The organism is Solwaraspora sp. WMMD1047, assembly GCF_029626155.1.
GTDB lineage: Bacteria > Actinomycetota > Actinomycetes > Mycobacteriales > Micromonosporaceae > WMMD1047.
In genome coordinates this window covers 3,852,686-3,872,002 of record NZ_JARUBL010000001.1, presented here as the reverse complement: position 1 = coordinate 3,872,002, position 19,317 = coordinate 3,852,686, and the positions used below count along the sequence as shown (strand labels likewise).

At 72.4% G+C, this 19,317-nt stretch carries 17 protein-coding genes; 13 read left to right on the top strand and 4 right to left on the bottom strand.

Annotated elements, in window-relative coordinates:
* Positions 1–155 precede the first annotated feature (155 nt).
* The gene (locus O7627_RS17570; protein ID WP_278094602.1) at positions 156–1,850 is read right to left on the bottom strand and encodes a cellulose binding domain-containing protein; all 1,695 of its coding nucleotides are present in this window, start codon (positions 1,848–1,850) and stop codon (positions 156–158) included.
* Positions 1,851–2,203: 353 nt separating this feature from the next.
* Between O7627_RS17570 and O7627_RS17565 the strand changes: the two genes are divergently transcribed.
* The 3 genes from O7627_RS17565 (at position 2,204) to O7627_RS17555 (ending at position 5,030) form a co-directional block, all read left to right on the top strand.
* The gene (locus O7627_RS17565; protein WP_278094601.1) at positions 2,204–3,556 is read left to right on the top strand and encodes a LacI family DNA-binding transcriptional regulator; all 1,353 of its coding nucleotides are present in this window, start codon (positions 2,204–2,206) and stop codon (positions 3,554–3,556) included.
* Positions 3,557–3,713: 157 nt separating this feature from the next.
* Positions 3,714–4,256 (top strand): hypothetical protein, encoded by a 543-nt coding sequence (locus O7627_RS17560; RefSeq protein ID WP_278094600.1) that lies wholly within the window; start codon positions 3,714–3,716, stop codon positions 4,254–4,256.
* 96 nt (positions 4,257–4,352) lie between these two features.
* Positions 4,353–5,030 carry a hypothetical protein gene (locus tag O7627_RS17555; RefSeq protein ID WP_278094599.1) on the top strand — a complete coding sequence of 226 codons (678 nt, stop codon included), beginning with the start codon at positions 4,353–4,355 and terminating at the stop codon, positions 5,028–5,030.
* Positions 5,031–5,112: 82 nt separating this feature from the next.
* Here the strand turns inward: O7627_RS17555 and O7627_RS17550 are convergent, their stop codons facing one another.
* Positions 5,113–6,855 (bottom strand): glycoside hydrolase family 9 protein, encoded by a 1,743-nt coding sequence (locus O7627_RS17550; protein WP_278094598.1) that lies wholly within the window; start codon positions 6,853–6,855, stop codon positions 5,113–5,115.
* A 211-nt stretch (positions 6,856–7,066) separates the two neighbouring features.
* On the opposite strand from O7627_RS17550, the gene O7627_RS17545 reads away from it, so the two are divergent.
* From O7627_RS17545 to O7627_RS17535, 3 genes are read left to right on the top strand one after another with little or no spacing between them, the layout of a single operon-like run.
* Positions 7,067–8,185: a Xaa-Pro peptidase family protein gene (locus tag O7627_RS17545; RefSeq protein ID WP_278094597.1), complete on the top strand. Its 1,119-nt coding sequence runs from the start codon at positions 7,067–7,069 to the stop codon at positions 8,183–8,185.
* Entirely contained in the window at positions 8,182–9,324 is a 1,143-nt protein-coding gene (locus tag O7627_RS17540; protein WP_278094596.1) for an acyl-CoA dehydrogenase family protein, read from the top strand. Before O7627_RS17545 ends, O7627_RS17540 begins: the two co-directional genes overlap by 4 nt.
* A 37-nt stretch (positions 9,325–9,361) precedes the next feature.
* The gene (locus O7627_RS17535; RefSeq protein WP_278094595.1) at positions 9,362–9,826 is read left to right on the top strand and encodes an Lrp/AsnC family transcriptional regulator; all 465 of its coding nucleotides are present in this window, start codon (positions 9,362–9,364) and stop codon (positions 9,824–9,826) included.
* On the opposite strand, the gene O7627_RS17530 is transcribed toward O7627_RS17535, so the two are convergent.
* Positions 9,798–10,367 carry a histidine phosphatase family protein gene (locus O7627_RS17530; protein ID WP_278094594.1) on the bottom strand — a complete coding sequence of 190 codons (570 nt, stop codon included), beginning with the start codon at positions 10,365–10,367 and terminating at the stop codon, positions 9,798–9,800. The two genes, O7627_RS17535 and O7627_RS17530, sit on opposite strands and share 29 nt — an antisense overlap.
* Before the next feature lie 180 nt (positions 10,368–10,547).
* On the opposite strand from O7627_RS17530, the gene O7627_RS17525 reads away from it, so the two are divergent.
* On the top strand, positions 10,548–10,742 hold the full coding sequence (locus tag O7627_RS17525) for a CsbD family protein (protein WP_278094593.1): 195 nt from the start codon (positions 10,548–10,550) through the stop codon (positions 10,740–10,742).
* Positions 10,743–10,861: 119 nt separating this feature from the next.
* Here O7627_RS17525 and O7627_RS17520 read toward each other — a convergent pair whose 3' ends face one another.
* Positions 10,862–12,175 (bottom strand): lysine 2,3-aminomutase, encoded by a 1,314-nt coding sequence (locus O7627_RS17520; protein ID WP_278098311.1) that lies wholly within the window; start codon positions 12,173–12,175, stop codon positions 10,862–10,864.
* A gap of 270 nt (positions 12,176–12,445) precedes the next feature.
* Between O7627_RS17520 and O7627_RS17515 the strand changes: the two genes are divergently transcribed.
* Genes O7627_RS17515 through O7627_RS17490 form a run of 6 tightly spaced genes read left to right on the top strand, consistent with a single transcriptional unit; the run spans position 12,446 to position 19,245 of the window.
* Positions 12,446–13,582 (top strand): zinc-binding alcohol dehydrogenase, encoded by a 1,137-nt coding sequence (locus tag O7627_RS17515; RefSeq protein WP_278094592.1) that lies wholly within the window; start codon positions 12,446–12,448, stop codon positions 13,580–13,582.
* A gap of 4 nt (positions 13,583–13,586) precedes the next feature.
* Positions 13,587–15,167 (top strand): amidohydrolase family protein, encoded by a 1,581-nt coding sequence (locus O7627_RS17510; RefSeq protein ID WP_278094591.1) that lies wholly within the window; start codon positions 13,587–13,589, stop codon positions 15,165–15,167.
* 13 nt (positions 15,168–15,180) lie between these two features.
* Complete coding sequence (locus O7627_RS17505) at positions 15,181–16,752, top strand: lysine 5,6-aminomutase subunit alpha (protein WP_278094590.1); 1,572 nt, start codon at positions 15,181–15,183, stop codon at positions 16,750–16,752.
* Positions 16,749–17,507, top strand: coding sequence for an OAM dimerization domain-containing protein (locus O7627_RS17500; protein WP_278094589.1), 759 nt, complete (start codon positions 16,749–16,751; stop codon positions 17,505–17,507). Before O7627_RS17505 ends, O7627_RS17500 begins: the two co-directional genes overlap by 4 nt.
* Positions 17,504–17,899: a hotdog domain-containing protein gene (locus tag O7627_RS17495; RefSeq protein WP_278094588.1), complete on the top strand. Its 396-nt coding sequence runs from the start codon at positions 17,504–17,506 to the stop codon at positions 17,897–17,899. Before O7627_RS17500 ends, O7627_RS17495 begins: the two co-directional genes overlap by 4 nt.
* Complete coding sequence (locus O7627_RS17490) at positions 17,896–19,245, top strand: glutamate mutase L (RefSeq protein WP_278094587.1); 1,350 nt, start codon at positions 17,896–17,898, stop codon at positions 19,243–19,245. Before O7627_RS17495 ends, O7627_RS17490 begins: the two co-directional genes overlap by 4 nt.
* Positions 19,246–19,317 lie beyond the last annotated feature (72 nt).

Below are 19,317 nucleotides of genomic sequence, written 5' to 3'. Positions count from 1 at the left end.
GTCCGCGCTGGCTGGTAGGCCCCTTCCCGACCCACCGACCTGGTCGGCGGCGGCGTCCCCGGCCGGCGGGCCGTCAGGTGCGGCCCCTGTCTTCCGGCAGGGGCCGCACCTGGTCAATCGCCGTGTGCCGGGTTCACGAAAGGTCCGCCCGCCGGTCAGACCACGGTGCAGGGGACGCCGTTGAGGGTGAAGGCGGTCGGCTCGGCGGTGTTACCCGTGTGGGTGGCCTGGAAGCCGATGCCGACGGTCGCCCCGGGGGCGAGGGTGCCGTTGTAGCTGACGTTCGTGGCGTTCACCTGGCCACTGGACGGCGAGTAGGTGGCGTTCCAGCCCGAGGTGATGGACTGGCCCGACGGGAGGGTGAAGGCCAGCGTCCAGCCGTTGATCGTCGAGCTGCCGGTGTTGGTGATGCTGATACTGGCGGTGAAGCCGGAGTTCCAGCTGTTCATCGTGTAGGCGACCCGGGGACCCGGGCCGCCGGGGTTGGTGGGCGTCGGGGTGGGGGTGATTGGCGGAGTGGCCGTCGGGGTCGGCGTCGAGGTGCCGGTCAGGCTGGTCACGAAGGTCATCACACTGCGGGCGGGCAGGGTGACGGTGAGGGAGCCGTTCGACATGGTGAGTGCGCCCTGGCGCGCGACGGTCCGGCTGGCGTCGGTCAGCCAGTTCGCGACGCTGGCGGACGAGTTGCTGCCCGACAGGGTGAACTGCTGGCTCACCGACGAGGTGTTCTTGTTGATGGCGACGATGACAACGGTGTCGCCGTTGCGGTACGCCGAGACGTAGACGTTCGACGCCGGGTTCGCTGTCGCGTCGATCCGCACGTATCCGGGGCGGACGAACCTGGAGAAGTGCGCCATCATCGCGCCGCGCTTGCTGACCTGCCCGTCCTCCCGCATCGGGCCGTAGCTGCGCCGCAGGTACCACCAGACGTACGCCTGGAACTCGGCGTCGACCATGGCGCGGTGGACGTGCTCGCCCACGTCGAGCGCCTCGGGCCAGGCGTCCCCGGAGTTGGTGTTGCTGTTGGGGTAGTAGACCTCCGTCATCCAGAGTTCCTTGCCCGCGCCGCGCTGCTTGAACAGGGGGTACGGGAAGTTCGAGTACGGCGTGCCGTAGAGGTGCGCCCCGATGATGTCGACGTTGGCGAGCGCCGCCGAGTCGTTGAGGATCGGGTCCGACATGGACTTGATGTACTGGAACGATTCGGGCGCGATGACCCTGGTGCTGATCGAGCCGGCGTTCTCCCGCAGGAACCGGGTCATCTCGGCGGCGGTCCACCACGTCCACTCCGCCGCGTAGTCGGGCTCGTTCTGCACCGAGATGGCGTACAGGTTCACCCCGTTGTTGCGCATATGGGTGGTGAAGTCGTTCAGATGCTGGGCGTAGGCGCCGTACGCGCTGGCCCGCAGGCGCCTGGCGTTGGTCTGGTTGCCGCGGGTGAAGGTCTCGGTCATGCTGGCCGGCGGATTCCACGGCGACGCGAAGACGGTCACCCCGAGCTCGACCGCGCGCCGGGCCGTGGCCAGGTCGAGGCTCCAGTTCGCCTGGGTCTCGTTGACCGGGATCCGTAGCAGGGAGAACCCCAGCTGGCCCTCGCCGGTGCTGAACGCGGTGGTCCGCTGGGCGGCCGTCAGGTCGCCGATCCAGGCCGCGTGCACCATGGCGCCGTAGCCCTTGATCGTCTGCCGCTGCGCCGACGGATTGATGTTCGCCGCCGCGGCCGCGGCATCCGTGGCCCGGGCCGCCACCGCGACCGCCGCGACCGACACGGCCCCCACCGTCGTCAGGACGGTTCGACGGCTCAGCACCCGTCGCTCGCCGCCCACCGGTTCATTCTGATCCTGCGTCATGATTCGTCCTCTTGGCTGTTGGCGGGTGCCGGCACCTCTGAATCGATGCCTATCCATCGAGTTCACACTCTCGCAGAACCGGTCTGTCTCCGCAATGACTGTTTCCGTACCCGCCATATCGGACGTTCCCAACGCGATGACCAGGGAACTATCCACTTTCGTGGAGCTATCGCAAATATTCACGGCTCCATGAAACAAGATGGAAATATCTCCACGGACGCCCGGACCCCGGTGGCCGACGAGGCGGATTTCGCCTACTCGCCAAACCTTCCGACCAGGTGGAGCCGAACGACGGCCGGTACGGCGGCATGGAGCTACCTGGAGCCATCCGGGCCGTGCGCTACGGTCTCCCCATGGCGACCGACAGCGCGGAGCGGCGGGCGCGGGGAGAGATAGAGAAACTGCCGAGCGGATCGCTGCGGGTCCGGGTCTACGCGGGTGTCGATCCCGCGTCGAAGAAGCGGCAGTACCTCGCGCAGACCGTGCCAGCCGGCGCCGACGCCGCGCAGGAGGCGGAGCGGGTACGCGCCCGTCTGCTGCGCGAAGTCGCCGAACGCCGCAGGGCGCGGCGCCGGCCCGCGCAGAAATCGGGCGCCGGCACCCCGGACCGCCCGCTGACCGCCACCAGCACCGCCACCACGCCGGCGGCCGGCGCGACCGCGAACGGCGGGGACCCGGAGCGGCGACGCGGCGGGCTGCTGACGGTGGCCGCGATCGCGAAGCTGGCCGGCGTCTCACCGCCGACCGTGTCGAAAGTGCTCAACGGCCGCCCCGGGGTGGCCCCGAACACCCGCCGCCGGGTGGAGGAGCTGCTGCGCGGGCAGAACTACCGGCGCCCCGAGAAGGTCACCCGGGCCGCGTGCGTCGAGGTGGTCTTCTACGGCGCGTTGGGTCAGGTCGCGGTCGAGCTGCTGCGGGGCGTGAAGCAGGTGGTGGTCGAGCACGGCTTCGCCGTCGGCTTCACCGACGTGCTACGTGAGTCCGCGGCCGGTCGCGACTGGGAACGGGACCTGCTGTCGCGGCGGCCGGCCGGCGTGATCACCGTGCAGATGGGAGTCGCACCGGAACAGCGCGGGCTGCTGGCCGCCTGCGCCATTCCCGTGGTGGTGGTGGACCCCACCGGGGAGCCGCTGCAGCCGGTGCCCTCGGTGGCCGCGGCCAACCGCCGGGGCGCCTTCGCGGCCGCCCGGCACCTGCTCGACCTGGGCCACCGCCGCATCGCCGTGATCAGCGGACCACTCGACCGGCTCTGCGCGCGGGAACGCCTGGCCGGCATCCGGGCGGCCCTCGACGCGGGCGGCGCACCGCTGGACGAGAAGCTGCTGCGCTCCGGAATCTGGTTCTCGTTCGAGGACGGCCGCACCCACGGGGCGGAACTGCTCCGCCTCACCGAGCCGCCCACCGCTGTCCTCTGCGGCAACGACCTGCAGGCCCTCGGCGTCTACGAGGCGGCCCGGCAGGTCGGGGTACGCATCCCGGACGAGCTCAGCGTGGTGGGCTTCGACGACATCTCGTACGCCGGCTGGTGCGGACCGCCGCTGACCACGGTGCGGCAGCCGGTCAGCGAGATGGGCGCCACCGCCGCGCGGCTCCTACTGGCCCTGACCACCGGCGAGACGATCAGCCAGAGCCACGTCGAGCTGGCGACGACCCTGGTCGTACGCGGCAGCACGGCCGCACCGCGCGGCCTCGACCGGCACCCCTGACCGGTCCCAGGCGACTTCGATGACGGTTCGCATGCGACTTCGATGAAGGCGCGCCGTCAGGCTGTGCGGGTACGAGCCGACGGAAGGAGAATCGATGGAGCGCTCAGTCCGAGATACCCGTTCCCGAGCGATCTGCGGGGCAGCCCGATGGATCGCTGTGTCGGCCGCGGCGGCCCTGCTCGGTGCGGTGGTCGCGCAGAGCCCGGCCCATGCGGTCATGGAGACCAGACCGGCCGACGGGTCGCAGCACGACTACTGCCTGCACTCGACCTTCACCACCGACCCGGCCACCGCACACACGGCGATGATCTCGGCGTTGGACGGCCCGACCGACATGACGGCACTCTTCCGGCACACCTGCCCCACCGGGCCGCGTGGCAACAGCACCATCGACGTGTGGTTCATGGAGGGCGGCCTGGTCAACCCGGACGCCCGCGGGGAGTACCGCTGCCAGGTCCCGGTCGGCTCCGTCTGCGACACAGCGAACGTGCGTATCAACTTTCCGCAGATCGTCGAGGACGGCGGGCCGCAACCAGAAAACCGGGAGAAGACCGTCGTCCACGAGGTTGGGCACAGCGTCGGGCTCGGCGAGCACACCCACACGCCGTGCGCCATGCGGCAGGGAACGATCACCAGCACCGCCTTGGCGCATCGACGGTTCGCCTCGTCCGACATCACGCTCATCAACAATCACTACTAGTCACGCACCCCGGGATCAACGATGAGTTCAGGAGGACCGTCGGTGGTACGACGACTTTCATGGGAGCGGTTTCCACAGGGACGACTCGCGCGGATCGTGACACCGCTGCTGGTCTGCGGCGCCCTCGCCGTCGCGGTGACCGGCTGGTCCGGACAGGCGCCGTCCGCCTCGGAGCGGACCGGATGGTCGGTGGAGGCCCTGACGGCCGAGGCCGGAGCCGGGTGGCACCTGGACTACCAGCCGTTGCGGTCCGCGGCCGACGCGGTGGAACGCGCCGACCTGATCGTGACAGGAACCCTGATCAGGGTCGGCGAGGGTATCGCGATCGAGTATCGGAACGGCACCGGTATCGACCGGGATGACGGCTACGCCACCTACCAGGTTCGCGTGGACCGGGTTATCTCCGACAGGGCCCTCACCGACCGGGGCGCTGGGCTCGCCGGAACCGTGATCAACGTGGCGATGCGGATCGGCGCGACAACGACGGTCGAGCGGCTCAACCGGCTGAACCCGGGTGCGCGGACGGTCCTGGTGCTCGCGGACCGCAGCACCTGGAGCCCGCTGCCGGGTGCAACCGTGGTGCGACCTGCGGGCATGCCGGCGGACGCGCCGCTGTTCGCCCCCTACACCGATGGCGTCTGGCTGCAGGGGCCTGCGGACGGGCGGATGTTCGGCGTGGGGGTCGAGGCGGCGGACCTGCAGCCGGGCTGGGGGTCCGCGCGGACCGTCGACCAGTATGCCGAGCGGCTGACCGCGGCGGCGGTTCGGAGCTGATCGCAGAGGTGGACCCGCGATGGGGTGGTCCGGGATCAGGCAGGTCGGGGAGCCCGGACCACTCCATCGCGTCGGCCGTCGGTCAGCCCGGCCGCCCGGACAGGCTGAGGTAACTGGCGATGTAGGCGAGTGGGGCGTTCCAGCGGATGCAGATGTCGTTCGTGGTTTCCGAGGTGGGCACGTCGAGGTAGCGCAGCTGCGGCGGGAGGCCGTCCAGGCGGGGATCGGTGGGGAAGCCGGCGGTGTGGGTGGAGTTGGCGCCGCCGGCCAGCGCGCCCGCCGGGGGCGCGGGCAGGGTCGGGTCGAGATCGTGGCCGAACTGACGGGTCCGCAGGTGTGCGCTGGCGTCAGTGCCGTAGCCGGTCACGTAGCACTGGCCGAGCGCGTTGCGGCCGAGAAGGTAGTCCATCCCGCCGGCCACGGCGTCCCGCCACCGCCGGTCCCCGCTGAGTTCGTGGGCGGTGGCCAGGACGACGAGGTTGTTGAGGATCCGGCCGTTCGAGCCCCAGGCCCAGCCCTCGGCGGGTGCGTACGGTTGCCCCCACGGCTGACCGCGCTGCAGGTCGAGCAACCGTTCGGCGGCGTCGAGCACACTGCCGACCACCCGGTCGTGATCGGGGAGCCGTCGGTCGCCGGTCGCCAGGTCCAGCCGCGCCGGGGCGGAGACCGCGTTGAAGTCGAAGCCGCCCGGGTCGAACACGTCGGCGGTGTGCTCGCCCGACGCCGTCAGGTCGGCGCGGTACCCCTCCTCGCCGGTGGCCAGCCAGAGCCCGACGGCGGCCCAGTAGAACTCGTCGGCGAGCCGGGCGTCGTCGTAGGGTCCGCCACCGTAGCGCCCCTCGTCGTCGGGGGCGGCCAGATCCGGGTACGCCTGGGCGGCCCGGTAGGCCGCGCGGGCGGCGGTCAGCAGCCGGTCGGCGTACCCGCGGTCGTCGGCGGCGAAGAGGCGGGCGCCCTGGGCGGCCACCGCCGCCAGGTGCAGCGCCGCCGCGGTGGACGGCCGGTGCAGCACCCGGGTCGTCGGGTCCTCGTGGGCCCGGCCCGGCATCGGCGACCACTGCGTGCCGTGTACCCGGTGGAACGCCAGGCCGGCGTACTGGTGGCCAGGCGGCACCTGCATGCGCAGCAGCCAGTCGAGCTGCCACCGGCACTCCTCGGCCACCACCGACTCGGGCACCACGCCGGATCCGGCTCCGGCACCGACCCTGTCCCGGTTGCTGCGCAGCAGTCGGAGCAGGTGCAGGAGCTGCCACAGGGCGATCCCGCCGCTGACGACGTACTTGCCGTAGTCGCCGGCGTCGTACCAGCCGCCGGAGACGTCGAAGGTCCCGGTCGGCCGCCAGTCGGGATAGAGCCGGGTGGCCTCCGGGCCGGTCCAGCCCGGTACCGCCGTGTCACCGGTGTTCGGTGGCACGCCGACGTGTCCGGCCGGCCGGTCCTGGCCGGGGGCCCGCTCCGGCAGGATCGGGGTGCCGGAGCGCAGCAGGTAGAACAGTCCGACCGCGTCGCGGCTCAACCCGTCGTACAGGTCCGGTCCGACGCGGAACGGGTGGCTGCGGTCGGGGCCGACCTCCACCCGGTATCCGTCGGCGACGACGGTCAGCGCGGTCAGGTCGAGCAGGTGCAGCGACTGTCCGGAGGTCGGCTCCGGCCGGACCGGCCAGGGCGTGGAGGTGCCGAGCAGGGCCACCGTGCCGTCCCGATCGCGGACCGTGAACGGCACGCCGCCGGGCTTGTCAGTCACCCAGGTCGCGAACTTCGGGGCATCGGACAGGTAACCCACCTGGTTCACCCGTACCCGCGGTCGGTTCGGTACCTCCGACACGTGATCTCCTTCGTCGTGTTGAGACGCAGCGTCTCAACGACGCCCGGCCCGCGCAAGCGAAGAAGATCAATTGATGAGAACGGTTGCCGCGAGGCCAGGCAGCGACCGGTTCCATCAGTTGACGCTGGGGGACTGCGCGGGCCTGGATCGGCGTACCACGGATATGATCGACTGGATGAGAGAGTTCCCGAACGAGCGTTAAGCTTGTCGGGTGGACTTATCCGGACAGCTCTTCCCACCCGAGCGGCTGGCGGCGGCCCAGCGTGCCACCGCAGACGCGGGGCTGGCCGCCCTGCTCATTCCCCCCGGCTCCGACCTGCGGTACCTGACCGGCTACCACGCCCACGCGTTGGAACGGCTCACCCTACTGGTGCTGCCGGCCGCCGGCGAACCGACCCTGATCGTGCCGAGGCTGGAACGGCCCGCCGCAGAGGCGGCCCCGGCCGCCGCCACCGGAATACGCATCGTCGACCACGTCGACGGCTCCGACCCGTACCCGATGGTGGTGGACGCCCTCGGCGGACCCGGCGCCGGCGCGGTCGGGCTGGGCGACCGGATGTGGGCCGAGCAGGTCCTCGCGCTGCGCGACGCGCTGCCCGGCACCACCCAACGGTTGGCCGGCGGGGTGCTGCGGGAGCTGCGGCTGCGCAAGTCACCGGCCGAGATCGCCGCGCTGCGCGCGGCCGGCGCCGCGATCGACGCGGTGCACGACCGGATGGCCGAGTGGCTGCGGCCTGGCCGCACCGAGGCGCAGGTGGCCGCCGACATCGCCGCGGCGATCCTGGACGCCGGGCACGCCACCGCCGACTTCACCATCGTCGCCGCCGGCGAAAACGGCGCCAGCCCGCACCACGGCACCTCCGACCGGGCCATCGGCGCCGGAGAGCCGGTGGTGGTCGACATCGGCGGCACCATGCCGACGGGCTACTGCTCCGACTCCACCCGCTGCTACGTGATCGGCGAACCGCCGGCCGGCTACCGCGACTACTACGCGGTGCTGCACGAGGCGCAGCGGGCCGCCGTCAACGCGGTACGGCCCGGGGTGTCGGCGGCGGCGATCGACGCGGTCGCCCGTGAGCTGATCACCGACGCCGGGTACGGCGCGGCGTTCCTGCACCGCACCGGCCACGGTATCGGCCTGGACGGACACGAGGACCCGTACCTGGTCGACGGCAACGACCGGGCGCTCGAACCGGGAATGACCTTCTCGATCGAGCCCGGGATCTACCTCGCCGGGCGGCACGGCGCCCGGATCGAGGACATCGTCGTCTGCACGACGGACGGCGCCGACCGGCTCAACCACAACCCCAGGGAGCTAGCCGAACTATGACAAGTCCCGACCGGATCCTGCCCACCGAGGAGGCCGCCGACCTGCTCGGCCTGGCCACCGAGATCGCCGACGGGGAACTCGCCCCCAAGGTCACCGACTTCGAGGAGCGCGGCGTCTTCCCCCGCGACGTGCTGCGCACCGTCGGCCGGGCCGGACTGCTCGGCCTGCCCTACCCCGAGGAGTACGGCGGCGCCGCCCAACCGTACGAGGTCTACCTGCAGGTGCTGGAGATCCTCGCGAGCCGGTGGCTGGCCGTCGCCGAGGCGGTGAGCGTGCACACGCTGTCCTGCTACCCGGTGGCCGCGTACGGCGGCGAACAGCAGCGCAAACTGCTGCCGGACATGCTCGGCGGCGAGCTGCTCGGGGCGTACTGCCTCTCCGAGCCGCAGGGTGGTTCGGACGCCGCGGCGCTGACGACCAGGGCGACCCGCGACGGCGACGACTGGGTGGTGGCCGGCACCAAGGCGTGGATCACCCACGCCGGCAACGCCGACTTCTACAACATCTTCTGCCGCACCGGCGGGCCGGGCGCGGCCGGGATCTCCTGCCTGCTCGCCGACGCCGCCACGCCCGGCATCGCGCCGCAGACCCCGGAACGCACCATGGGGCTGCGTTCCTCGCCGGTCGCCCAGATCGCCTTCGACGACGCCCGGGTGCCGGCCGACCGGCTGATCGGCGCGGAGGGGGAGGGCTTCCGGATCGCCCTGTCCGCGCTGGACTCCGGCCGGCTCGGCATCGCCGCCTGCGCGGTCGGGCTGGCTCAGGCGGCCCTGGACCACGCGGTCGGGTACGCCCGGGAACGCGAGCAGTTCGGCAGGCCGATCGCGCAGTTCCAGGGGATCGGGTTCATGCTGGCCGACCTGGCGACCCAGGTGTCGGCGGCGCGGGCGCTCACGCTGGCGGCCGCCCGGCTGCGGGACGCCGGCCGGCCCTACTCGATCGAGGCGGCCAAGGCGAAGCTCTTCGCCACCGACATGGCGATGCGGGTCACCACCGACGCCGTGCAGGTGCTCGGCGGGTACGGCTACGTCGCAGACCACCCGGTCGAGCGCTACATGCGGGAGGCGAAGGTGCTGCAGATCGTGGAGGGCACCAACCAGATCCAGCGACTGGTGATCGCCCGGTCGTTGACCCGTTGAGTTCGACCGCCTGCCGCGAGCGGGTAGGTTTCACGCCGTGGAGGAGATCGATCGCGCCATCGTCGCCGCGCTGACCGTGGACGGCCGGCTGTCGTACACCGACCTGGCCGAGCGGGTGGGGTTGTCGGTGTCGGCGGTGCACCAGCGGGTCCGCCGGCTGGAGCAGCGCGGCGTGCTGAAGGGGTACGCGGCGAAGGTCTCCTTCGAGGCGCTGGAGCTGCCGCTGTCGGCGTTCGTGGCGATCCGGCCGTTCGACCCGTCGCAGCCCGACGACGCCCCGGACCGGCTGGCCCACCTGCCGGAGATCGACTCCTGCTACTCGGTGGCGGGGGAGGACTCCTACCTGCTGCTGGTGCGGGTGGCCAGCCCGGCGGATCTGGAGCGGCTGCTGCAGGAGATCCGGCTGGCAGCGAACGTGACCACCCGGACCACGGTGGTGCTCTCCACGCCGTACGAGTCACGCCCGCCGAAGGTCAGGCTGGAGAGTTCCAGCGCAGGATGACGCGCCGGCCGTGTTCGTGGCCGAGCACGCAGACGCCGGAGGTGTCCAGCCGCAGCTTGCCGCCGTCGGTGGCGGGCAGGCCGACCCAGCGGGCGCCGGCGACCCGCAGGCTGTGGCCGTGGGCGACGAGCGCGACGTCGCCGCGTGCCAGCAGGTCTGCGGCGCGGGCCAGGGCCCGGTCCAGCCGGGCGCCGACCTGGTCGGGGGACTCTCCGCCGGGACAGCCGTCGGTCCACAGATACCAGTCGGGCGCGTCGCTGCGGATCTCCTCGCCGGTGCGTCCCTCGTACTCGCCGTAGTTCCACTCGACGAGGTCGTCGTCGACGCCGGTGACGGTGAGCCCGGCCAGGTCGGCGGTGCGCCGAGCCCGCAGCCGGGGGCTGCTGAGCACCGCCGTGAAGGACCGGCCGGCGAGTCGGGGAGCGAGGTCGCGGGCCTGCCGCTCGCCGTCGGGGGTGAGCTCCAGGTCGGTGTACGAGGTGTGCCGGTGCGCGGCGCTCCACCGGGTCTCGCCGTGCCGGATGAGAACGATCTCCGCCATCGCACCAGTCAACCATCTGGCTGTGGTGTGCGTGGATGGCGGTCACAACCTAGCATCCTAGGACGCATTACAGGATGTGCCAGCCGACTCACAGCGAACAAAAGGTTTCACCAAGCCAGCTCCGGGCACCTGAAGAGCCAGGCCACTACACCGGAGCCGCGAACCATCAGAGGAGTCACGATGAGCTTCACCGACAAGGCCAAGAACAAGGCGGAGGAACTGGCCGGAGCGGCCAAGGAGAAGTTCGGCGACGCGACCGACAATGAGCGCATGCGGGCCGAAGGCTCGACCGAGCAGAGCGAGGCGAGGGCCAAGCAGGCCGGCGAGCACGTGAAGGACGCCGGCCGGGATGCCAAGGACGCCTTCACCCAGTAGTCACCGATCTCGGCGTCGCCCGCCCGGACGACGCCGGCAGGACCTCGACCGGGGTGTTGAGGGGATAACTGTGGGCCCGGACCGTGTCGGTCCGGGCCCACAGTCTGCGCTGCGCCGGGTTACCCGCGGTCCTGCCGGGCCCACCAGTCCCGGCCCGCCGCCGGCAGGGTGTCGATCGGGTCGTAGTAGGAGTAGCAGCGGTTCAGCGCGTCGCCGTCGGCCGCCTCGATCGAGGTGCGGTAGTTCTTCGTCCAGTAGGAGATGCCGTAGTCGCGGTCGTATTCGGTGACCATGTGCACCCACCGCTTGCCGACGAACGGCACGTCGCAGACGATCCGCGGGGTCGCGTAGCCGGGCAGGTAGCCCATCAGGTCGTGCTGGAGCTGCTGGGCGTGCCAGACCGGGACCCGCCAGTGCTCGGCGTTGGGGATCATGTCGCACATGTAGAAGTAGTACGGCAGGATGCCCGCTTCGCCCTGCAGGGCGAAGCAGAGATCGAGCAGCTCGGGCGCGGTGGCGTTCACGCCGCGCATCAGGACACCCTGGTTGCGGACATCCCGGACGCCGACCTCCAGCGCGGTCTGGGTGGCCTTGGCAACCAGCGGCGTCAGCGATTGGACGTGGTTGACGTGGGTGTGCAGGGCCAGGTTGACCCCGCGGCGGGCGGCGGTCCGGGCGACCCGTTCCAGGCCCTCGACCACGTCGGGCTGCAGCCAGTGCTGGGGGAGTCCCATCAGGGCCTTGGTGGCGAGCCGGATGTCGCGGATGGTCTCGATGGAGAGCAGCCGCATCAGGTACGACTCCAGGTTGCGCCACGGCACGTTCGCCACGTCGCCGCCGGAGACCACCACGTCGCGTACGCCGGGGTGGGCGCGCAGGTAGTCGATGTGGGCGTCGTACCTGTCGACGGGCTTGAGGGTGAGTTTGAGCTTCTCCACCGCCGGGGTGCTGTTGCCGACCAGGTCCATCCGGGTGCAGTGCCCGCAGTACTGGGGGCAGGTGGAGAGCAGCTCGGCGAGGACCTTCGTGGGGTAGCGGTGGGTGAGCCCCTCGGCGACCCACATGTCGTGCTCGTGCAGGGAGTCCCGGGTGGCGTACGGGTGGGACGGCCAGTCGGTGCGCCGGTCGGAGGCGACCGGGATCATGTACCGGCGGATCGGGTCGGCCAGCAGCGCCTCGGTGCTGGGTGGTCCGGTCGGCACCATCGTGTTCATCATCTGCGGGGGCACCAGCATCGACATGGTGGCCGTCGCGGCCTGGTCGGCGGCGAGGTCGGCGTAGAAGGTGTCGTCGACCAGGTCGCCGAGGACGGTGCGTAGCTGGCGGGCGTTCTTGACGCAGTTGGCGCGCTGCCACTGGGCGGATTCCCACTGTTCGCGGGTGACCTGTCGCCAGCCGGGGAATCGGGTCCAGTCGGGCTCGACCAGCGGGATGCGCCGGTATTCGTAGGGCTGGCCGGCGGGGGCGGTGCCGTCGCGGGCCGGGTCGAGCGCGGTGGCGCCGGGTGCCCGGGGCGGCCCGGCCGGCCCGGGCGCGGTGGGCACCGTGGGTGGTTGCTGGGTCTGGGTCACGAAACCCTCCTCGTTCCCTCGGTGTTCCTCGGTCGCCACATCTCGATCAACGGTACTGGAAATTTTCTCGCAGAGAAACTACTGTGCCGTAAATTATCCTGTGGAGGGGCGCTGAGCCGGAAGGGGAGCGGTATGACGTCACCGGTTGGTCTGCACCGGGTGCTTGAACCGGCCGGGGTGCTGCCGCAGGCGGCCACCCGGCTGGACAACGCCGCCGCCCTCGGTGCCGACGAGGTCCGGATCCGGGTGGAGCGGATCAACCTCGACGCGGCGAGTTTCCGGGAGCTGTCCGGCCGGCACGGCGGGGACGGCGACCGGGTCCGCGCGGAAGTGCTCGGGATCATCGAGCGCCGGGGCAAGATGCAGAACCCGGTGACCGGTTCGGGCGGGATGCTGATCGGCACGGTCGAGGAGGTCGGTCCGCGCTCGCCGCTGGCGGTGCGGCCCGGTGACCGGGTGGCGACCCTGGTGTCGCTGACCCTCACCCCGCTGGCGGTGTCCGACGGGCTGGCCCGCTGGGACGGCCGCGGCGAGCAGGTGCCGTGCGACGGGCACGCGATCCTGTTCGCCAGGTCGATCGTGGCGGTGCTGCCGGTGGATCTGGACGCCCGGTTGAGCCTTGCGGTGCTGGACGTCTGCGGGGCGCCGGCGCTCACCGCGCGGGTGGTGGGCCGTTACGCGGCTGCCGCGGCGGGTGGCGGTGCGGCGGCGGCCAGCTCGGTAGGCGCGGCCGGGGATCGGGCGGCCGCCGGCGACCGGGTGGTTGGCGGCGGCGCGCCGGGTGCCGGGCCGACGGTGGCGGTGATCGGTGGGGCCGGCAAGAGCGGGTGCCTGGCGCTGGCCGCCGCCCGGCGGGCCGGGGCGGCCCGTACGGTCGGGGTGGTGCCGGTGGCCGCGGAGCGGAACCGGCTGGCCGACGCCGGGCTGGCCGACGTGGTGGCGCTCGCCGACGCCCGGGACGCGGTGGCGCTGTCGACGGCGGTGACCGGCGCGCTGGGCGGCCCGGCGGACGTGACGGTGGTCTGCGTCGACGTGCCCGGCTGCGAGCACGGTGCGATCCTGGCCACCGCGGACGGCGGCACGGTGATCTTCTTCTCGATGGCGACCAGCTTCGCGGCCGCGGCGTTGGGCGCGGAGGGCCTGGCGGCCGATGTCACGATGCTGATCGGCAACGGGTACGTGCCGGGCCACGCCGAGTTGGCGTTGGCGCTGGTGCGGGAGGTCACCGGCGTGCGAGCGCTGTTCGAGGCGCGGCTTTCGGCAGACTGATCTCATGACGAACCCCTCGATCTCGACCCTGTACCGGGGCGGCGTGCTGTACTGCCCCGCCGAGCCGACCGCGACGGCGATGCTGGTCCGCGACGGGCGGATCGCCTGGCTGGGGCCGGATGCCGCGGCGCCGGAGGCGGACCGGGTGGTGGAGTTGGCCGGTGAGCTGGTGACGCCGGCGTTCGTGGACGCCCACGTGCACGCCACCGACACCGGGTTGGCGTTGGGTGGGTTGGATCTGGCCGGTGCCCGGTCGGCCGCGCAGGTGTGTGCGGCGGTGGAGCGGTTCGCGGCGGCGTTGCCGTCGGACGCGGTGGTGCTGGGGCACGGCTGGGACGAGTCGGGTTGGGCGGTGCCGCGGCCGCCGTCGGCGGCGGAGCTGGACCGGGCGGCCGGTGGGCGGGCGGTGTACCTGTCGCAGGCGTCGATCCATTCGGCGGCCTGCTCGACGGCGTTGTTGGCGGCGGCGCCGGAGGTGGCCGGGGCGGCCGGGTTCGATCCGTCCGGGTGGCTGCGCCGCGACGCCCACCACGCGGTGCGGGCGGTGGCGCGGGCGTCGGTGACCCGGTCCCAGCGGGTGGCGGCGCAGCGGCAGGCGTTGGGTCGGGCGGCGGCGTTGGGGATCGCGGCGGTGCACGAGTGCGGCGGCCCGGAGATCTCCGACGAGGGGGACTTCACCGGGCTGCTGGCCCTGTCTGGGGTGGGCGGGCCGGAGGTGTACGGCTACTGGGGTGAGTTGATGGGGGCGGCGCGGGCGCGGGAGCTGGGCGCGGTCGGTGCCGGTGGGGATCTGTTCGCCGACGGGGCGTTGGGGTCGCGGACGGCGCACCTGTCGCAGCCGTACGCGGATGATCCGGACGGTGGCCGGGGGCACGGTTACCTGACCGCGGAGCAGGTCCGTGATCATCTGGTGGATTGCGCCGGGCAGGGGATGCAGGGCGGTTTCCACGCGATCGGGGACGCGGCGATCGGCACGGTGCTGGCCGGGTTCGCGGCGGCGGCGCGGATGTTGGGGGTGGATCGGGTGCGGGCGGCCCGGCACCGCATCGAGCACGCGGAGATCGTGGACAAGCGGCTGATCGCGGGGTTCGTGGAGTTCGGGGTGGTGGCGAGCATGCAGCCGGCGTTCGACCGGTTGTGGGGCGGCGCGGACCGGATGTACGCGTCGCGGCTGGGGGTGGCGCGGTCGTTGGGGTCGAATCCGATGGGGGCGATGCACGGGGTGGGGGTGGCGTTGGCGTTCGGGTCGGATTCGCCGGTGACGCCGTTGGATCCGTGGGGGTCGGTGCGGGCTGCGGTGTCGCATGCCAGTGCGGCGTCGCGGATGAGTGTGCGGGCGGCGTTCGCGGCGCACACCCGGGGCGGCTGGCGGGCGGCGGTCCGCGACGGGGAGGGGGTGTTGGCGTTGGGGGCGCCGGCGACGTTCGCGGTGTGGTCGACCCCGGCGGGGGTGGCCGGTGGTTTGCCGGTGCTGGTGTCGGCGGATCCGGAGGAGCGCGGCCCGGACGATCCGACGCCGTTGCCGGTGTGCCGCCGGACGGTGCTGCGCGGTCAGACGATCTTCGAGGAGGGGCTTCGGGAATGAGCGGGGCGAACCGGTGAGCGGGAAGTTGGGGTTGGATCCGGCGCTGGTGGCGCGGGCGCGGGAGTTGGCCGCCCGGGCGGGTCAGCCGGTGGTGGAGCTGGCGCGTGGCCACACGACGGTGTCGGTGGAGCGGGCGGTGCTGCGGCTGGCCGGGGTGACCGGGGCGGATCCGGACGGGATTCCGTGGGTGAACCGGTTGGTCGACGCGGTGGTGGCCGACGTGGGGTTGGGGCACGGGGTGGCGCTGCCGGTGTTCGACGCGCTGGCCCGGGAGGGGTTGGGTCCGGGTACGCCGGCGGAGTTGACGTTGTTGGCGCAGAAGGCGGCGGCCGGGTCGGTGCGGTTCGGCGTACCGGTGGGGCGGTCGGCGACGGTGGCGCGGCGGGCCGCGCGGCGGGTGGTGGGTGCGGGCCTGCGGCGGGTGGACCGGCGGCGGGCGGAGCGGGAGCGGTTGGTGCGGCGGTGGGGTGATCCGCCGCGCCGGCCGTGGATCTATCTGATCGTGGCGACCGGGGACATCCATGAGGACATTCCCCAGGCGCAGGCGGCGGCGCGGGCCGGGGCGGATGTGATCGCGGTGATCCGGTCGACGGGGCAGTCGTTGTTGGACTACGTGCCGGAGGGGGCGACCCGGGAGGGGTTCGCCGGCACGTACGCGACGCAGGAGAACTTCCGGTTGATGCGGGCGGCGTTGGATGTGACGTCGCGGGAGCTGGGCCGGTACGTGCGGTTGACGAACTACGCCAGCGGGTTGTGCATGCCGGAGATGGCGGTGCTGGCCGGGTTGGAGCGGCTGGACATGATGCTCAACGATTCGATGTACGGGATCCTGTTCCGGGACATCAATCCGGTCCGGACGTTCATCGACCAGCGGTTCTCCCGGCAGGTGCACGCGCGGGCGGGGATCATCATCAACACCGGTGAGGACAACTATCTGACGACTGCGGATGCGGTGGACGACGCGCATACGGTGACGGTGTCGCAGTTGCTCAACGAGTTCTTCGCCCATGAGGCCGGGTTGGCGGACTGGCAGTTGGGGTTGGGGCACGCGTTCGAGATCGATCCGGATCTGCCGGAGTCGTTCCGGTTGGAGTTGGCGCATGCCCTGTTGGCGCGGGAGTTGTTCCCGGACGCGCCGTTGAAGTGGATGCCGCCGACCCGGCACATGACCGGGGATGTGTTCCGGGGCAATCTGCTGGACGGGTTCTTCAATCTGGCGGGGGCGTTGACCGGGCAGGGAATTCTGCTGGTGGGGATGATGACCGAGGCGGTGGTGACGCCGTGGCTCAGCGACCGGGACATCGCCCTGCGCAATGTGCGGTACGTGTTGGGGGCGGCCGGCGGGTTGGCGGAGGATTTCGCGCCGCCTGCGGGCGGGTTCATCGCCCGACGGGCGGATCAGGTGTTGCGGGAGGCGGTCGGCCTGTTGGAGCGGATCGCCGACGAGTCGTTGTTGACGGCGATCGCGGAGGGCACGTTCGGGATCATGCGGCGGCCGGCGGACCGGGGGCGGGGCCGGTCGGGGGTGGCCGCGCACGAGGCGGACTACTTCAACCCGGCGACGGATCTGCTGGAGGCGGCATGAGCACGGTTGTGCGTCCGTACGGGGACACCACCGGTGACGGGATGGTGCAGGTGTCGTTCACGTTGCCGGTGCCGCATGACAAGCGGGCCGAGGGGGCGGCGCTGCAGTTGGCGGCGAAGATGGGGATGGACCCGGCGATGCTGGTGCACGCCACCGCCATCGGCGACGGGTTCACCTTCTTCGTGGTGTACGGGCGGGTGAACCATCTGGTGGAGCTGTCGGCGGTGCGGGTGGTGGAGCGGGACTTTCCGCTGTTGACCGCAAAGGAGGTCAACGCGGCGGTGAAGCGGGGGCTGCGGCGCAAGCTGTCGGTGGTGGGGGCGTGTATCGGCACCGATGCGCACACGGTGGGCATCGACGCGATCCTGAACGTGAAGGGGATCGCCGGGGAGAAGGGTCTGGAGTACTACCGGGAGCTGCGGGTGACGAATCTCGGTGCGCAGGTCGGGGTGGCGGAGTTGGTGGCGGCGGCGCGGGCGGAGCGGGCCGACGCGGTGCTGGTGTCGCAGGTGGTCACCCAGCGGGACGCGCACCTGCACAACACCCGGGAGATGTCGGCGGCGTTCCGGGAGGCGATGCCGGCCGGCCGGCGCCCGTTGCTGATCGTCGGTGGTCCCCGCTTCGACGAGCTGATGGCCGCCGAGTTGGGGGTGGACCGGATCTTCGGGCGCGGCACCACACCGGGTGAGGTGGCCAGCTATCTGGTGCACGCGCTGGTCAACGGCGGCGGGCGGGGGAAGGTGACGGCGGCATGACGGATCTGCGGGTCGGGTTGACGGTGACGCACCGGCGGTATGTGCCGTATGGGCATGCCCACTACGCGGGGGCGCTGGTGGACGGGGCGTACGCGTTGGGGTTGTTCGGGGATGTGGCCACCGAGGTGTGTATCCGCACCGACGGTGACGAGGGGCTGTTCGCCTCGTACGCGGATGTGCAGTTCCGGGAGCCGGTGCGGGCCGGTGATGTGGTGGAGGTGACGGCGACGGTGCGGCGGGTGGGTACCCGCAGCCGGTCGTTGGATTTCGAGTGCCGGGTGGTGTGCCGGGGCCGGCCGGACCTGTCCGCGTCGGCGGCGCGGGTGCTGGATCCGCCGCTGGTGGCGGTGACCGCCACCGGGACGGTGGTGGTGCCGGGCGAGGGGCGGTGACCTCGTACGCGGTCTGCGCCGACGTGGGGTCGACGTTCACCAAGGCGTCGGTGGTGGAGTTGGCCGGTGGTGCGCTGGTCGGGTCGGCGGCGGTGCCGACCACGTCGGACAGTGACGTGTTGCGTGGGCTGGACGCGGCGGTGGGTCGGGCGGCGGCCGGTCTGGACGCGGGGGCGGTGGCGGGGGCGCCCTGGTACGTCTGTTCGTCGGCCGGGGGTGGGCTGCGGTTGGCGGTGGTGGGCTACGAGGAGTTGGTGACCGCGCGGGCCGGGCAGCGGGTCGGGTTGTCGGCGGGGGCGCGGGTGGTGCACGTGGCCGCCGGCCGGTTGGACGGGGCGGCGGTGGCGGCGCTGCGGGCGGCCCGGCCGGATGTGGTGCTGCTGGTGGGTGGCACCGACGGCGGCGACGCCGAGGTGCTGGAGTTCAACGGGGCGCGGCTGGCGCGGGCCCGGTGGCGGGTGCCGGTGGTGGTGGCCGGCAACGCCGAGGCGACGCCGGGCGTGGTGGAGGTGCTGGCCGGGCGGGGGGTGCCGGTGTGGTCGGCCGGGAATGTGCTGCCACGGATCGGGGTGCTGTCGCCGGCGTCGGCGCGGGCGGCGATCCGGGAGGTGTTCCTGCGGCATGTGATCGGCGGTAAGCGGCTGTCGCGGGGCCGGCGGTTCGGTGAGCTGGTGCGGGCGGCCACCCCGGACGCGGTGCTGGCCGGGGTGGAGGTGCTGGCCGACCGGACCGGTGGTGACCTGGTGGTGGTCGACGTGGGTGGGGCGACCACGGACGTGTACTCGGCGTTGACGCCGGACGAGCGGGACGCCGGCCCGGCCGGCGAGGCGGCCGGCAGCCTGTGGCGGGCCCGGACGGTCGAGGGTGATCTGGGGGTGCGGTGGAGTGCGCCGGGGGTGGTGCGGGCGGCGGTCGAGGAGCGGATGATCACCGACGACGAGCGGGTGGTGTTGGCGGAGCGGGCGGACCGGCTGGCGGGTTTGCCGGGCTGGCTGCCCGCCGACGAGGCGGACCGGGCGGTGGACCGGCGGATCGCGGTGCTGGCGGCCACGATCGCGGTACGCCGGCACGCCCGGCCGGGTCCGGCCGGGGACCGGACCGGCCGGGACCTGCGGGACGCGCGGCTGCTGATCGGCTCCGGAGGTGTTCTTCGCCACGCCCGCCCGGACGACGCCGCGGCGGTGCTGGCGGCGGTGCTGGCCGACCACGCGGGTGGGTGGGCGCTGCCGCGGGCGGCCCGGGCGGTGGTCGACGTCGAGTACGTGCTGGCGGCGGTGGGGTTGCTCGCGCCGCAGTGGCCGGACGCGGCGGCGGGGTTGCTGGGCCGGTGGTCGGCGGCGGGCTGATCGGCACCGTGGGTGTCGGCGGGGGAACTCGCCGGGGCGACACGCCGGGCCGCGCGGCCGACAGGCCCAGGG